This is a genomic window from Pseudoalteromonas ulvae UL12 (assembly GCF_014925405.1).
GTDB lineage: Bacteria > Pseudomonadota > Gammaproteobacteria > Enterobacterales > Alteromonadaceae > Pseudoalteromonas > Pseudoalteromonas ulvae.
Window position 1 is genome coordinate 15,746 of sequence record NZ_AQHJ01000031.1, and the last position, 15,508, is coordinate 31,253.

The 15,508-nt window shown below is 41.2% G+C and carries 16 protein-coding genes and 8 tRNA genes; 8 read left to right on the plus strand and 16 right to left on the minus strand.

The window, feature by feature from the left end; all coding sequences use genetic code 11:
• The first annotated feature begins 3 nt into the window (after positions 1–3).
• From PULV_RS15040 to hemB, 4 genes are read left to right on the plus strand one after another with little or no spacing between them, the layout of a single operon-like run.
• On the plus strand, positions 4–540 hold the full coding sequence (locus PULV_RS15040) for a hypothetical protein (protein WP_086743137.1): 537 nt from the start codon (positions 4–6) through the stop codon (positions 538–540).
• A complete protein-coding gene (locus tag PULV_RS15045) occupies positions 540–1,328 on the plus strand; it encodes a TatD family hydrolase (protein WP_193332165.1) in 789 nt (262 codons plus the stop codon). Before PULV_RS15040 ends, PULV_RS15045 begins: the two co-directional genes overlap by 1 nt.
• Before the next feature lie 44 nt (positions 1,329–1,372).
• The gene (locus PULV_RS15050) at positions 1,373–3,199 is read left to right on the plus strand and encodes a sensor domain-containing diguanylate cyclase (RefSeq protein ID WP_193332166.1); all 1,827 of its coding nucleotides are present in this window, start codon (positions 1,373–1,375) and stop codon (positions 3,197–3,199) included.
• An 8-nt stretch (positions 3,200–3,207) separates the two neighbouring features.
• Entirely contained in the window at positions 3,208–4,218 is a 1,011-nt protein-coding gene (gene hemB, locus PULV_RS15055; RefSeq protein ID WP_086743134.1) for a porphobilinogen synthase, read from the plus strand.
• A 53-nt stretch (positions 4,219–4,271) separates the two neighbouring features.
• Here the strand turns inward: hemB and PULV_RS15060 are convergent, their stop codons facing one another.
• From PULV_RS15060 to nudE, 11 genes are all read right to left on the minus strand, one after another.
• Positions 4,272–4,451, minus strand: coding sequence for a hypothetical protein (locus PULV_RS15060; protein ID WP_086743133.1), 180 nt, complete (start codon positions 4,449–4,451; stop codon positions 4,272–4,274).
• A 135-nt stretch (positions 4,452–4,586) separates the two neighbouring features.
• Positions 4,587–4,663: transfer RNA gene (locus tag PULV_RS15065), tRNA-Met, on the minus strand.
• Positions 4,664–4,724: 61 nt separating this feature from the next.
• Positions 4,725–4,801 (minus strand) — tRNA-Met (locus tag PULV_RS15070).
• 61 nt (positions 4,802–4,862) lie between these two features.
• Positions 4,863–4,939 (minus strand) — tRNA-Met (locus PULV_RS15075).
• 61 nt (positions 4,940–5,000) lie between these two features.
• Positions 5,001–5,077: transfer RNA gene (locus PULV_RS15080), tRNA-Met, on the minus strand.
• 61 nt (positions 5,078–5,138) lie between these two features.
• Positions 5,139–5,215, minus strand: a tRNA-Met gene (locus PULV_RS15085).
• A 61-nt stretch (positions 5,216–5,276) separates the two neighbouring features.
• A tRNA-Met gene (locus PULV_RS15090) sits at positions 5,277–5,353 on the minus strand.
• Between the two features lie 61 nt (positions 5,354–5,414).
• A tRNA-Met gene (locus tag PULV_RS15095) sits at positions 5,415–5,491 on the minus strand.
• Positions 5,492–5,550: 59 nt separating this feature from the next.
• Positions 5,551–5,627: transfer RNA gene (locus PULV_RS15100), tRNA-Met, on the minus strand.
• Between the two features lie 163 nt (positions 5,628–5,790).
• The gene (gene cysQ, locus PULV_RS15105; protein WP_193332167.1) at positions 5,791–6,585 is read right to left on the minus strand and encodes a 3'(2'),5'-bisphosphate nucleotidase CysQ; all 795 of its coding nucleotides are present in this window, start codon (positions 6,583–6,585) and stop codon (positions 5,791–5,793) included.
• Between the two features lies 1 nt (position 6,586).
• Positions 6,587–7,153, minus strand: a complete 567-nt coding sequence (gene nudE / locus PULV_RS15110; RefSeq protein WP_086743131.1) for an ADP compounds hydrolase NudE — start codon at positions 7,151–7,153, stop codon at positions 6,587–6,589.
• Between the two features lie 63 nt (positions 7,154–7,216).
• Between nudE and yrfG the strand changes: the two genes are divergently transcribed.
• The gene (gene yrfG, locus PULV_RS15115) at positions 7,217–7,873 is read left to right on the plus strand and encodes a GMP/IMP nucleotidase (protein WP_086743130.1); all 657 of its coding nucleotides are present in this window, start codon (positions 7,217–7,219) and stop codon (positions 7,871–7,873) included.
• A gap of 3 nt (positions 7,874–7,876) precedes the next feature.
• Here the strand turns inward: yrfG and PULV_RS15120 are convergent, their stop codons facing one another.
• The 3 genes from PULV_RS15120 to bioH all read right to left on the minus strand — a co-directional run bounded on the left by PULV_RS15120 (position 7,877) and on the right by bioH (position 9,960).
• A complete protein-coding gene (locus tag PULV_RS15120; protein ID WP_086743129.1) occupies positions 7,877–8,812 on the minus strand; it encodes a putative metalloprotease CJM1_0395 family protein in 936 nt (311 codons plus the stop codon).
• Positions 8,813–8,814: 2 nt separating this feature from the next.
• Positions 8,815–9,102, minus strand: coding sequence for a hypothetical protein (locus tag PULV_RS15125; RefSeq protein WP_086743128.1), 288 nt, complete (start codon positions 9,100–9,102; stop codon positions 8,815–8,817).
• Positions 9,103–9,219: 117 nt separating this feature from the next.
• Positions 9,220–9,960 carry a pimeloyl-ACP methyl ester esterase BioH gene (bioH, locus tag PULV_RS15130; RefSeq protein WP_193332168.1) on the minus strand — a complete coding sequence of 247 codons (741 nt, stop codon included), beginning with the start codon at positions 9,958–9,960 and terminating at the stop codon, positions 9,220–9,222.
• A gap of 67 nt (positions 9,961–10,027) precedes the next feature.
• Between bioH and PULV_RS15135 the strand changes: the two genes are divergently transcribed.
• Positions 10,028–10,711 carry a ComF family protein gene (locus PULV_RS15135; RefSeq protein ID WP_193332169.1) on the plus strand — a complete coding sequence of 228 codons (684 nt, stop codon included), beginning with the start codon at positions 10,028–10,030 and terminating at the stop codon, positions 10,709–10,711.
• A 4-nt stretch (positions 10,712–10,715) separates the two neighbouring features.
• On the opposite strand, the gene PULV_RS15140 is transcribed toward PULV_RS15135, so the two are convergent.
• Entirely contained in the window at positions 10,716–13,271 is a 2,556-nt protein-coding gene (locus tag PULV_RS15140) for a M14 metallopeptidase family protein (RefSeq protein WP_086743125.1), read from the minus strand.
• A 142-nt stretch (positions 13,272–13,413) separates the two neighbouring features.
• Here PULV_RS15140 and nfuA point away from each other — a divergent pair, with 142 nt between their 5' ends.
• Positions 13,414–13,989, plus strand: coding sequence for a Fe-S biogenesis protein NfuA (gene nfuA / locus PULV_RS15145; protein ID WP_086743124.1), 576 nt, complete (start codon positions 13,414–13,416; stop codon positions 13,987–13,989).
• Positions 13,990–14,006: 17 nt separating this feature from the next.
• On the plus strand, positions 14,007–14,279 hold the full coding sequence (locus PULV_RS21995) for a hypothetical protein (protein WP_405127495.1): 273 nt from the start codon (positions 14,007–14,009) through the stop codon (positions 14,277–14,279).
• Here the strand turns inward: PULV_RS21995 and PULV_RS15150 are convergent.
• A complete protein-coding gene (locus PULV_RS15150; RefSeq protein ID WP_193332179.1) occupies positions 14,230–15,501 on the minus strand; it encodes an MATE family efflux transporter in 1,272 nt (423 codons plus the stop codon). The two genes, PULV_RS21995 and PULV_RS15150, sit on opposite strands and share 50 nt — an antisense overlap.
• Positions 15,502–15,508 lie beyond the last annotated feature (7 nt).

Below are 15,508 nucleotides of genomic sequence, written 5' to 3' on the forward strand. Positions count from 1 at the left end.
AAAATGAAAAAAATAATTCTTAGTTTATCTGCACTCTATTTATGTTCGACGTCAGTATTTGCCTCAACTGCAATCGAAGATTGCCGTACAGTTGAAAATGATCTGCATCGTTTGATGTGTTATGACACTGCCATTGATGCGCTCAACAAAAAACAAGTCGCCGCGGCTCCTGTCGCTCAAGCAAAAAATGTTGCACCTACTACAACCCAAGCCCCACAGGTAAAGGTTGCTCCCACCAATCCAGAGCAGGAAGTTGTAGCCAACAGTGCAACTAACACCGAATTTGGGCTAGAGCACAAAAATATTGGTAAAGATGGGGACTCTCAAGAATTAGTGTCTATCATTTCAACGGTTAACAAAGCCCCTCGAGGTGAACTCATTTTAACCCTTGATAACGGTCAAGTTTGGCGTCAATTAGGCACGGACAGTTTTAGAGTAAAAGCAGGACAAACCGTGATTATTTCTCGGGGGGCATTCAATTCTTTCTTGCTCAGACTAGAAGATAAGAATAAAAGCATTCGCGTAAAACGTACTTCATAATGACCGAGAAGCTCATTGATGCTGGGGTAAATCTTTCTAGCCATCAGTTTTTGACTGATTTACCCGAAATAATTGCCAGAGCGCGTGCAGCTCAAATCGACAATATGCTGGTGATTGGAACAGATGTCGATGAAAGCGCCATTGCATTGCAGCTAGCCGAGCAATATCAACTTTTTGCATCTGTTGGGGTTCATCCTCATTATGCGTGTAATGTCAGTGACGACTTTATTGCACAGCTGCAACGATTAGCGCAGAGTCCTTGGTGTAAAGCCATTGGCGAGTGTGGCCTGGACTTTAATCGAAACCTAAGCTCGCCAACGCAACAGTTGTCTGTATTTAATGCTCAATTATCACTAGCAAAAAACCTCAACATGCCAGTTTACATGCATGAACGAGATGCCAGTGATGAGCTGTATCACTGCATTAAAGAGCATGCAATTACAGGTGTTGTCCATTGCTTCACAGGCAACAAACACGCACTTGAACGTTATTTAGATCTTGGTTTGTACATTGGTATTACCGGCTGGGTATGCGATGAGCGCCGTGGTATTCCACTTCAGCAGCTCATTCAATACATTCCAGATGATCGCCTGCTTATTGAGACCGATGCCCCCTATCTCATCCCGAGGACTATCCAACCAAAACCGAAAAAGCACCGCAATGAGCCGGCTTATTTGCATTATATCTGCGACATGATCGCACATTTAAAGCAGTGCAGCACTGCACATATCGCCAAAGCGACCTATGCTAATACTCAGCGTTTATTTAATTTGGGGCATGATCGTTAATGTTGGTTCGCTATTGGGTATGTTTATTCGTTTGCTTATTCATTATGCCAATCGGATATGCCGCAGATCTGATCATTGATAACCAGTTTTCATCCTCCAAACCATTCCATTTTCACTATACCCAATCAAATGCTGCTCTTGCAGAAGTGGTACATCTCAATAGGGAGTCTTGGCATCAATCGACTGATGGCACGCTTAATTTAGGTCTGCAAGATCAGCCAACTTGGCTGCATTTTTCGCTCAGTAATCCTACAAATATTGATAAACAATTATACCTGCTGCTTGCACATCCACTCATTGATAGCGTAACTCTTTTTCAGTCACACAATAATGCTCTACGCCAATTTGATAGTATTGGTGATCGCGAACCACTAAAGAATCGTCAAATAAAAGACGAAGCACTCATTTTTTCTATCACCCTTAAAGCCAAAGCAACAGACCAATTCTTTGTCAAAGTGAACAGCGAAGGCAACATAAAACTGCCGCTTAGCCTCTGGACACCGGAGGCTTTGGTACAAAATAAAAGTAAATACAATTTAATTACTGGGATATTTTTAGGCTTCTTACTTGCGCTTGTTCTCAGTAACGCTCTGCTATTTGCGCTCACACGTAAATCACGATTTTTACTTGGCGCATGTTACATTGCCAGCTTATGGGCATTACTCACCGTTGTGCTCGGGTTCAGTTATCGCTACTTCAACTTTAACTATCAATGGTTTCAGACAATCAATATTGCACTGCTCTTTTTGTCGGCCACACTATTACTCAATCAACTCACTGAAAGACTACTGCAGCTAAAAAGTGAATTTAAGAAGTTGCTACGTATCTTACGAGTTATTTTTGTCAGCTGTTGTATTGCCCTGTTATTCTTACCTTGGATGAGCTATGCCAATGGTTTAGCGCTCAGTTTGTACGCAAGCGCAATTAATTTAGTCATATGCTTTATCGTCTGTGTATTTTTATCATTTAAACAGCATCGGTATGCTCGTTTACTAACTATCGCATTGGCTAGCCATCTTTTTGCCGTCATTTTTAGCCTTGCGGTTTTCAATGGTCATGATGCCTTTCTACCTGATATGCCTAAAATGTTAATGGGCACATTTTTCATCAGCAGCATGTTTATCTCATATTTGTTGATCCAACAATTTGTTGACCGTCGAGACTTCAAGATACATCGCCAGCAGCAATTACTCGCGGAAGCCAAAATTAAAGATAATCTGCAGCTTGAGACCATTAAACTACAACAAGATATGGAAGAAGACTTAGAGCGAAGGATCCAAGAGCATACTTTTGAATTACAAGTGACTCTTAGAGAATTAGAAGATAAAAACCGCGAATTAGAAGAAAAAAACACTCTTGATGCATTAACCGGGATCCGCAATCGCAGTTATTTTGATAAAAAGCTCACCATGGAATTTAGACGCTCACACCGCGAAGAAACCCCCCTAGCGGTTATCATGCTTGATATCGATCATTTCAAAAAAATAAATGATAGCATTGGCCACTTAGCTGGCGATGATGCAATTCGCTTTGTTGCCAACAGCATTCAATATTGTTTAAAACGCCCTTCAGATGAAGTCTGTCGATATGGTGGAGAAGAATTCGCCATTATATTGCCAAATACGGATACCGAAGGCGCTATTTTAGTTGCACAAGCGATTCGACAACAGATCAATGCGCAACCAGTGCAAACGGTTGCCGGCGTAGTGAATATGACGATCAGTGCTGGTGTTTTTAGTGCCATAGCACAACGTCAACAAGAGCCAAGTCAATATACCGCTTTTGCAGACAAAGCTCTGTACCAAGCAAAACATCAGGGCCGCGATCAAGTCTGCAGCTTTGAGCACCCTATACCAAGTCAATCTGAGTAGGATTTTATATGTCACAATCTGGTTTAGACCTTTTCCCTTACACTCGTATGCGCAGAATGCGCCGTGATGATTTCTCTCGCAGACTGATGAGTGAGAATCAATTAAGTGTCAACGACTTAATTTTCCCTGTGTTCGTTCTTGATGGCAACAACCGCCGTGAAGCGATAGAATCAATGCCAGGCATAGAACGTCTATCAATTGATTTACTTATCAAAGAAGCCAAAGAGCTAGAACAGCTAGGTGTGCCAGCAATAGCTATCTTCCCAGTCACACCAAGCGATAAAAAATCGCTCTTAGCCGAAGAAGCATTTAATCCTGAAGGATTAGCACAACGAACGGTTCGAGCATTAAAGCAAGAAGTACCAAATATGGGGGTTATCACTGATATCGCCCTTGATCCATTCACGACTCATGGTCAAGATGGCATTATTGATGATGAAGGTTATGTCATTAATGATACAACCGTCGAGATTTTAATTAAGCAAGCATTGTCCCATGCACAAGCCGGTGCAGATGTTGTTGCCCCTTCAGATATGATGGATGGACGTATCAGCGCCATTAGAGAAGCTTTAGAAGAGCATGGTTTTATCCACACTCGCATAATGGCGTACTCAGCTAAATACGCCTCTAGTTATTACGGTCCGTTCAGAGATGCGGTCGGCTCAGCGGGTAACCTCAAAGGTGGGGATAAAAAAACATATCAAATGGATCCTGCCAATTCTGATGAAGCTCTGCGTGAAGTGGCCTTAGATTTACAAGAAGGCGCTGATATGGTCATGGTGAAACCAGGTATGCCATATTTAGATATTGTGAGAAGAGTGAAAGATGAATTTGGCGTTCCAACCTTTGCCTATCAAGTGAGCGGAGAATATGCAATGCACATGGCTGCGATTAACAATGGCTGGTTGGCTGAGCGCCCCTGCGTTATGGAATCACTGCTTGCTTTCAAGCGTGCTGGTGCTGATGGGATCCTCACCTATTTTGCAAAACAAGTGGCTATTTGGTTAAACGAAAAATAACGCTACACACCGTATTCAGTGCTGCCATAGTCGAGGCATCACTGATGCGGTATTTACTGTTCTAACAACGCCATAACGAGTAAGCTCAAACCTATCATGCACACGCAGAGTGTCGCTCGGATTAACCATTTAGGTTCAACTTTTTTTTGCCACCAAAAGCCATAAAAGAAACGGACAAAATAAGTGGCTGTCATGCCAAACAAAGCAAAAATAAACAAATAAATAGCTAGCAAAACATTTCCTATGCTTGTTCAAAATTAATCAAATTGACAACGTAGTCGTGTCTTATTGAGCATAGCAAGTTGAGGATACTGTAGATAGAAAAGTATTTAAAATAGAAGTATAGAAAAGATATTTTGACATTCAGTTGGTTGCGGGAGCCGGATTTGAACCGACGACCTTCGGGTTATGAGCCCGACGAGCTACCAGGCTGCTCCATCCCGCGCCTGAATGTGTAAGAGTTATTTTAATTCTGCCTTAACGTCAGAATACAGTAACCAAAAAATTGGTTGCGGGAGCCGGATTTGAACCGACGACCTTCGGGTTATGAGCCCGACGAGCTACCAGGCTGCTCCATCCCGCGCCTGAATGTGTAAGAGTTATTTTAATTCTGCCTTAACGTCAGAATACAGTAACCAAAAAATTGGTTGCGGGAGCCGGATTTGAACCGACGACCTTCGGGTTATGAGCCCGACGAGCTACCAGGCTGCTCCATCCCGCGCCTGAATGTGTAAGAGTTATTTTAATTCTGCCTTAACGTCAGAATACAGTAACCAAAAAATTGGTTGCGGGAGCCGGATTTGAACCGACGACCTTCGGGTTATGAGCCCGACGAGCTACCAGGCTGCTCCATCCCGCGCCTGAATGTGTAAGAGTTATTTTAATTCTGCCTTAACGTCAGAATACAGTAACCAAAAAATTGGTTGCGGGAGCCGGATTTGAACCGACGACCTTCGGGTTATGAGCCCGACGAGCTACCAGGCTGCTCCATCCCGCGCCTGAATGTGTAAGAGTTATTTTAATTCTGCCTTAACGTCAGAATACAGTAACCAAAAAATTGGTTGCGGGAGCCGGATTTGAACCGACGACCTTCGGGTTATGAGCCCGACGAGCTACCAGGCTGCTCCATCCCGCGCCTGAATGTGTAAGAGTTATTTTAATTCTGCCTTAACGTCAGAATACAGTAACCAAAAAATTGGTTGCGGGAGCCGGATTTGAACCGACGACCTTCGGGTTATGAGCCCGACGAGCTACCAGGCTGCTCCATCCCGCGCCTGTATGTAAGAAATGTTTTAATTCTGTCTTAGCGTCAGAATACAGTAACCAAAAAATTGGTTGCGGGAGCCGGATTTGAACCGACGACCTTCGGGTTATGAGCCCGACGAGCTACCAGGCTGCTCCATCCCGCGCCTGTAAACAATTTAGAATCAATGACTTAAAATTGTTTCTCACTAAGAATTAAGTTAGATAAACCTGAGCTTTAATAACTTCATTCCTGAGAGAGAGCGCCATAATATAGAAAAACTAAGATTATGCAAGCTAAATTTAACTAAGCCGCCAAAAATTACATTTTTATCCGCGATGGTGGGGCTTGATTAAATTAGACCAATCCCACTCAGGATGCCCCATAACAATGAAATCTGGGTTCTCTGTTGTTTCTCGTTGATTGTATGAAAGCGGATTGAACTCTGCGTCTACAATTGAGCCACCAGCTTGTTCGACAATAACTTGAGACGCACCTGTATCCCACTCACCTGTAGGACCAATCCGCATGAAAAAATCAGCCTTCCCTTCAGCGACAATACACGCTTTCAATGAACATGAACCAAGTGGAATAGTATCAAACTGTGTCTTAATAAAGCAGCTCACAGCCTCTATTTTTTGCCTGCGACTGACAGCTAAAGTTAAACTATCTGGCTTTGCAACCGAAATTGCTTTGTCATGGCCATTTTTACGCTTAAATGCACCATATCCTTCTGCAGCAAAATAAGTGACTCCCTTAGTTGGCCAATGTATCACGCCGAGCACAGGTTTATTATTTTCAACCAACGCAATATTTACAGCAAAATCACCACTTTTTAAAATAAACTCCCCCGTTCCATCCATAGGATCTAATAACCAGTAGCGCGACCAAGCTTGACGCTGAGACAAAGGAGGAATAGGCGTTTCTTCTGACATAATTGGGATATCAGGGGCCAAAGATTGCAGACCAGCCACCAGCACTTCGTTAGCTGCTAAATCAGCTTTAGTTACAGGTGTATGATCTACCTTTTCTTGCTGGCCAATATCATCTAAATCATAAATAGCTAGAATGGCTTTACCAGCTTGCTCTGCTAGGGCAATGCAAGGCTCAAGGAGTGACTTCATTTTATTCTCCTAGTTTGTCGAGATAGTGTGTTGCCATCATCAACGCAGCGACACTTCGCGCTTCTGTAAAATCAGCTTGTTCAAGTAAAGAGGGCCATTTCGATATAGGCCAATAAACAACCTCTAACGGTTCAGGTTCATCGCCTTCTCTTGTTTCTTCATATAACCCTTGAGCAATTAAAATGTGCATAGTGGCATTAAAATAGCTTGGCGCCATACTCACTTGCTTTAAGGGATGAAATAACTCAGCACCAAATCCAACCTCTTCCATTAACTCTCGATTTGCGGCTTCAATAGGTGTTTCACCTGGGTCGATTAAACCTTTAGGAAACCCTAATTGATAATCATGAGTTCCAGCACAATACTCTCTCACTAAAATTAGCTGTCCATCGGAGGTAATTGGAACAATCATAACTGCACCACGGCCTGAGCCTTTAATCCGCTCATATTGCCGACGCTCTCCATTTGAAAAGCTTAATTCCAATGACTCGATTGTAAATAAACGGCTTTGGGCTGCGCTTGACGTTGCCAGTATTTCTGGCAACGAGTGATCCTTTTTCTGTGCCATAACACTTCTTTTGATATCATGCTGCTAATATATTAATCATAATAGTTTTATGGCTAAAAACCTATGTTAAATTGGCAGCAAATCGACACCGTTCTATTAGATATGGACGGTACATTATTAGACCTTCATTTTGATAACCAGTTTTGGTTAGAATTAATTCCACAAAAAATTTCAGAACAAAAAGGCATCAGTTTTACACAAGCAAAAGCAGAGCTGTTTGAGAGATATCAAAAAGTAGAAGGGCAAATAGAATGGTACTGCCTAGATTACTGGCAAAAAGAACTTAACTTACCGATTGTTGAGCTAAAAGCCGAGATACAGCACTTGATAAGTATTCGCCCAGATGTTCCTGAATTTCTTACTGCACTGAAAAATGCTGGAAAAAATTTAGTCATGCTCACCAATGCCCACCCAAATAGCTTAAGTTTAAAAATTGAACGTACACAAATAGACACGTATCTCGATCTACTCATTTCTACTCACGAATTTGGTATCTCAAAAGAACATCAAGAGCTTTGGAAACAACTACAACAAAGAATCGAGTTTGACCCCAGCAGAACATTGTTTGTTGATGATAGCCTGACCATATTACGGGCAGCAAAAGAATTTGGTGTCGCCCACTTACTTGCAGTCGCTAACCCTGATAGCAATAAACAACACGTGCAGACTATGGAATTTTTAGGAATTACAGATTATCGAACCTTACTGCCAATTGAATAAAGTTTAAATCTGACGAGCAAACTGTGAAGCTTGTTGTGGTGCAGTCGCAGATAAATAATGATTAGCAATGCGCTCTGCACGCTGTTCAATAGCCGGATCTCTCTGAATCTTTTCTTGAGCCAAAACAGCTGAAAAACTCACACTCTCTGATGAATTGTTCACCTGAGATGCTGAACTGCTTTGGCTATCGTCTTTAATATTTGCAGAAGCTTCTGGATCAGATTCTGAAGTTTCTTCAGTTGACTTCTCTGATTCTTCGGCCTTATTTTGCTCCTGAAGGAGCTCACTAGTTGCTTTACTCAGTGTTTGAGCTGCCAACGCTGCCACTTTACGATCTTGAGAAGAGGGCTCTGCTGGTGCCAATGCAGCAGCTTGAACTTGTTGCATTTTTTCAATAGTAGCTTGAGGATCGTTAGGCACTTCAGAAACATCTATTGGCACTTCACCTGCAACTGCATACCGATTACCATCTGGGCCTTTTTCATACTCATAACTGGGTGAACCAGCGTAACTGCCACCTACAGCTGCATGGGCCTGTTCATGTGCTCTTACTTCTAAATCTCGAGATTTAAGCTGCTTAATCTGCTCTAATTCTTTTTGCTCTAGCTCTTGCTGGACTTGCTGCTTTGCTTGCTGTTGTTGCTCTTCTTTATCTTGCTCTGAACTTTGCTCACCTTGATCTGAGCTTTGCTCTTGCTTACCATTAATTGTTTTTGATTCATTTTTATCAGGAGTTAGAGACTCTTGATTAGACGCAACAGACAAGCCCGGTGTTTTAGCTTTTTCTGTATCCGCAACCAAACGCGCCTCAGGTGAAATAGCGGTAAGCTCTTTCGCTTGAGGAATCAGTTCTCTATTTTGATTATCTTTTTTAGCGACTTCTGTTTGAACATTCGCCGTATTAAGATTAATCGTGGGGTAACTGGTAACAATGTTCAAAATTAAACTCTAACGTCAATAAGTGTTCCGAGTACTTCATCTGCAGTTTGAATGGTACGAGTATTTGCTTGCGCATTAAATTGCTCAACCCTTAAATTAACTACAGCTTCATCTACACGCGCAGGGGCTTGACCTGTTGCAGCTTCTGGAGGTGCAGCTTTTAAGGTTTGCGATTCAGCTTGCTGTGACTCAGTAGTAGCCCTGCTTATATCAAGAGACGCTTTTTCGACACCTTGACTCGCCTTGTTTAGGCCTTGAACACCAGCATTAAAAGCGGAGTTAACATTCATAATAACTCTCCAAATGACCTATGGGGTGTACTTTACATTATCGCTCAAAAAACAGACAAAATAAAGTTTATAATACTGAAGCTAAGTATAAACTCACGCTTTAAAGCTAAGCTGATGTTACACATACCTTTTCAATGCAGTAATAAATTCATCCGAATGAGAAATAAAAGGTGCATGCGACGCTTTATTCAATATTTGGCTTTCGAAGCGGGGATTTAAATCATGCATGCATTTAATTGCCTCTTTGGGAACAAGCGAATCTAACCGACCAAAAATACCATAAACAGGAACGGACAAGGTCGAGAACTCATTCCTTAAGTCATCATTGAGTAATATATTTAGGCCTGCTTGTAATGCAATAGGGTTAGGATCTGGGTGATCATTAATACTCAACTTCAAAGCCTTAATATCTTCTTTTGCATGCTCACTTCCAAGCGCTTGAATCGCTAGGAAACGCTCTATGGTTTTCTGTGTATTTCGCTGTAATTGCACGACGAAATTATCTAAAACCTCTACTTTAATCCCAGGCCAGTTATCTTGTTGCGTAAAATAAGGAGACGATGCCACCATAACTATTTTCGACACTTTTTCAGGCCAATGTTTAGCAATATAAAGCGCAACGAGTCCACCAAGCGACCAAGCAATAATACATGTTTGATCGGTTATTTCTTTAACAATACTCTTTGCTACGTTTTCTAATGTATAAGGTTCTGGCAAAAAATCATTTTGTCCAAAGCCAGGTAAATCAAGGGCTTTAAACACATAGTCAGATTTCAAAGTTGCCAACTTAGGAAGCAATTGATGCCACACCCCCTGATTCATACCCCAACCATGAAGTAATACACATTCTTTTTGCATTTATAAGAGCCTTTGCTAATAGTTAGAACACCATTTTAAATGACTGTGAATCACAAAGGAATGGTCGATGTATCAAGGATTTTTTGATTGGTTATTTCCAACGCGATGTCTACTTTGCCATGATGAATTACAAAAAAGTCAGCAACTTTGTACACATTGCTTGAATGATATCGAGATAATTTTATTGCCTGAGTCGGGGAATTTACTCCATAGGCCCGATATTTCGAGGTTATTTGACAATCTCTCTTTCGATGCGTTATTTGCCCTATCATGGTATCAACCACCGGTCGAGAACTGGATAAGAGGATTGAAATTTCATGATCAAATCCACTATAAAATAGCTTTGATTCAATTAATTAGAAAAAAATTGCCTGAGTATACTCAACAAGAAGGGTTTGAATGGCCTGATTATTTTGTTGTTTTACCTTTGCATCCCAGCAGATTTAAAAACCGAGGTTTTAATCAAGTGGCTCAAGTGTGGCAACCTCTGCTACCTAAGCATCTTATTTCACACACGCTTTTAACCCGAAATAAAGCCACTCAAGCACAAACAACCTTAACTAAAAAGCAGCGTAAGCAGAACCTTAAATCAGCTTTTAAATGCGAAACTAACCTTCAAGGGAAAAAAATCACCATTATCGATGATGTCATCACAACGGGGGCAACAATAAATTCTGCAGCTGATTGTTTAAAACAAGCTGGAGCAATCCATGTCAGCGTGTGGGCGACCTGCATTACTCCATTTAGATAATGAGTTACTCTGGTTTTGCGCTAAATGCATGCCCAAAAAACAGTGCATTACTTAATAGTCGACTCGTACCATACCAGTAACCGCGAAAAACAGGGTTATCAGTCATCGCGATCACTCGCCCTTGCCCGTAGTTGTGCGCCACCACGGCAAGTCCACCAGCTATTTTTGTTACATTTCTATCATCTGCAAAACCAGCCAATAAGGGCGCCGATTGATACGTAGCAATGTTTACAAAGGGCACATCCATGGGCTCAAGTAAAAAAGTGCTGTTTTTAAACATCGGTAATGTGTCACGTTGCAATGAAAAACTTAATGGATGCGATAAATCTATATGGGTATTGAAGATCGCGCCCGCAATGCGTTGCTGACCTGCCAAGGAGTCCTTATCGCCATATGTTAAGCCTTCATGACTAAAATTATCAGCCATATCTTTGCTTGAAATATAACTTGCTTGCAGCAGCTTATTTTGTGCTAAATACTTTGCTCCTCCTTTGTGACCCCAGATAACTCCGCCTTGTTTCACCCACTGACGAATGGTATTTTTTACTGGTTCCGTAACACCTGTATAGCGTCCGTCAGCAAGAATGACATGGCTATAATCCGACAAATCAATACGACCTAAATCATTCAAATCGACTATCGTCGGTGCCAATCCAACATGTTTGTCTAAATAATACCAAACCTCACCAACTTCATATTGGCTGGTTCCTTTACCGCCAATGAGTAGGACTTTAGGCTTTTGAATAGGCACAAGCTGCCTAGAACCTAAGTCAATCCCACTCGACGTTAAGCCAGACTCAATTCCAATCACAGGTATCGCTAACTCGGAGGCTAAACGCTGCAAATCTTCAAACCAATTTTTTGCTGTTTGCAGTCCTGCCGGGATCACAATTGCGCCGGCATTTAGTTGCTTATTACCAGTCGAAATCTTTGCTATCATAGGCTTAAGAGCTGCGCGTACTTTAATATCTTTAGCTAATAGCGCATTGAGTAATTTAGGTGCTAAAAAGTCATTCCACTCAAAGGCATATGCATATTTATTAGGTAAAAGCTCAATTGGTGCAGATGATTTTAAATACCACGCTGCCTCAGCCGTTTTTAAGCCTCGTTTTGTATCAATCGCACTGAATGGTAAATTAAAGGCATGCGCTAATGTCCAACCAGAAACATCATAGAAGGTATTATCTTCAAAGGTTTTTTGTTCACTGAAAATCGCCTTAATCAAGCGATATTGAGATTGTTCAAATGGAACATAGTAACTGGTATAAGCCTGATAAACTTGCCCATCAACTTTCAACTCTTTTGTTAATGGATAAGCATTAATTTGATGTTGTTTTAAAATAGAGAGAAAAGCATGCGTGCGACTTCTATCTTCTGACCCATCAACAACGTACCCATTGAAAGAGTCATTATCTGCCTCAATTAACGCACTAGCATAAAAGCTTGTTTGATAGTTTAACAGCGAGGTTTTATTGACAATGGCAGCATCAAACGTTGATAAAGATGTCACTAGCTGGTTTTTTATGGTTTGTGGAAATGTTAACAAACCATTGATCGTATCTTGTTGATGACCTCTGCTGCTCGCTTGCTCAAATAAAATACCCACACTGCCGTTAATATCTGGATAAGTTGATCCCTTTCCATAATAAAAGTCATCAAAGCTTTCCTGTGTAAAATACAATGACTTTTGCTCATCCAGAGCTTTGGCATGAAATTGGGCGATGTTTTCTGTCAGGGTCACATTCTCAACAGGTGTAAGTGGATGCTTTCGACTTGGGATCCCAGGCTGAAAAAAGAAGGTACTATGCGGCCCCATTTCATGGAAATCCGTAAGAATATTGGGTTTCCATTGATGAAACTGAGCAATTCTCGCTTTAGATTCTGGATGTTGAAGTAACAACCAATCACGGTTTAAATCAAACCAATAATGATTTGTTCTTGCACTTGGCCACGCTTCATTATGCTCTTTATGATTTGGATCGGGATTGAGTGCCGACCCTTTGTGCATGTTAGCCCATTGAGCAAAACGAGCTAAGCCATCTGGGTTTAGAGAGGGATCGAGTAAAATAACCGTATTATCTAACAACTGTTCAATTTTAGGCCCTGTTGCTGCAGCTAAATAATAAGCAACCAACAGCGCTGCATTACTGCCAGACGATTCATTACCATGAACACTGTAGCCCATCCAAACAACTGCAGGCCCTGAGTTATCAGGGTTTTTCATATTGAGACGATTAACATGAGCCGACTGTATTTGCTCAATATTGGCCATTTTATTTTCTGAAGATACCGTTAATAACAGTAACGGGCGCTGTTCATGACTGTACCCTATGGTTTGAATGTTAATCCGATCACTAGCCTTGGCTAACACATGTAAATATTGCACCAACTGATCGTGACGAACATGCCACTGCCCTACTTCATATCCTAATACTTTATCAGGTGTGGGAATCGCAGGATTAAACTCAACATCAGCAGGAAAATAATAATCAATTGGCTTAGCATGCAAGCAATTTACTAAGCTAGCTATCGTTATAATAATAAATTGAAACAAACGCATAGGGAGGTCATTTAAAAATTTTAGAGGTGATTAAAAACTAACACTGCTTATTTTTATTACCAACTTTTTTCGGTGAGTACTAGCGAGAACAAGATGAGCGGAGTATGATACCTGAGTATTTTAGTCAACTATACCGTCTCTTATGATTACAATTTCTGAAACAGCTCAAAATCACTTTGCAAAACTTCTTGCCGATCAGGCTGAAGGTACAAATATCCGCGTCTTCGTGGTCAACCCTGGCACATCAAAGGCCGAATGTGGCGTCTCATACTGCCCAGCAGATGCAGTCGAAGACACCGATATTCACTTAGAATTTAATGGTTTTAACGCGGTTGTCGATGCTGAAAGCGCACCTTTTTTAAGTGAAGCTGAAATCGATTTTGTGACCGACAAAATGGGTTCACAACTGACGCTAAAGGCACCAAATGCAAAGGCGAAAAAGTTGTCTGATGGTGCATCATTAGCTGAACGTGTACAGCACATGATCGACACTGAAGTTAACCCACAGTTAGCCAATCATGGTGGTCAGGTAAGCCTAGTTGAAATAACACAAGATGGCATTGCAATCCTTCAATTTGGCGGTGGATGTAATGGCTGCTCAATGATTGACGTTACGCTTAAAGATGGCATTGAAAAAGAAATGCTCGCAAAATTCGATGAAATTAAAGGCGTCAGAGATATCACCGATCATGATCACGGCGAGCACTCATATTATTAATCACCAGCGGCTCACTTGTGCGTTTTAAGTATTGTATTTATCGCTTGGGTAATACACCCAAGCTTAGCTTGAAACGCTTTTTGATTGGCCTGTGCTTATTTGTGTTTTCGGCTGGGTTTATCATGTATGGCTATTTTGAAGAACCCCTATATCAACTTGCAGGTCTCATACTATTAGCCCCTGCATTATTTTTTGCGATTTATGGGTATATAGGGCTATTTGCAAATCGTTTTTCTCAAGTCATTTCAATAAACGATCCTGTCGATACAAACAAGCATAAACAACCATAAGTGTTATCCCTCTTAAAAGCATAAAACTACTCATCGCAGCCCATAACGCATCATTACCATGCTCTTTGAAAGTATAAAAAACCGCAGCAAATCCCACCAGTGCAGAAATCGCCATTGAATCTCTCATGGCTTTCGTTTTCATTAACCCGACAAATACACCATCAAAAATGAAACTCATCGAAGCAAATATGGGGAGTACAATAAGCCAAGGTAAATACAACGTTGCTGTAGATCTAACTTCTGGAATATCGGTTAAAAGAGCAATTAAACTTGCGCCAAAAACGGAAAAAAACACACTATATATCACAGCAAATATCATGCCCCAACAAGCACTGACCCAAACCCAACTATGAATCTCTCTGACATTTTTCTGCCCACAAGCATGCCCTACTTTTGACTCTGCCGCATATGCAATTCCATCCAATGCGAAACTCACTAACATTAAAAAATTCAACAACACCGCATTAGCAGCCAAGTAATGATCTCCCATCACCCCACCGTAATAGGTCATAAATCCAAAACAGAGTTGCAAACATAGAGATCTAAAAAAGATATTTCCATTTGCTCTTAGCAACGCAGAAACATTCGAAAGCGGCATAGCAAACGATAGTTTGAGACTATAACCATGCTGCTTTGCGACATGATTAGCTAAATATAATGCAAAGAATAAGCTCAGATAATCAGATATCGCAGATGCCAATGCAGCTCCCTCAACTTGCCATTGGAATACCACTACGAAGATAATATCTAAAATAATATTGGTGATATTGGTAACTAAAACCAAATAAAAAGGGCCTTTGCTAAATTGCATGCCGAGCATCCAACCTAATAACACTAAATTCATCAAGGCGGCTGGCGCACTAAACAACCTAATAGCTACATAACTTTGCGCATACTCAATGGCATCTGGGCTGGCTTTAAAAAATTCAGTAATAAGCAGCCGAAACATGGGCAACAATAAAATTAATAATATTCCCAATACGACAGCAATCACCAAACCTTGTTTAAGGATTTGCATTTGACGCTTTACATCATTAGCACCATAAGCCTGAGCAATCAGCCCAGTCGTGCTCATACGCAAAAATCCAGCCAACCAAAATGCAATACTGATTAACATCGAGCCCAGCGCCACACCTGCCAAAAACGCACTATTATCAAGATGCCCAATGACCGCAGTATCGACTAATCCTAACAGTGGCACACTAATATTTGATAAGATCATTGGCCAA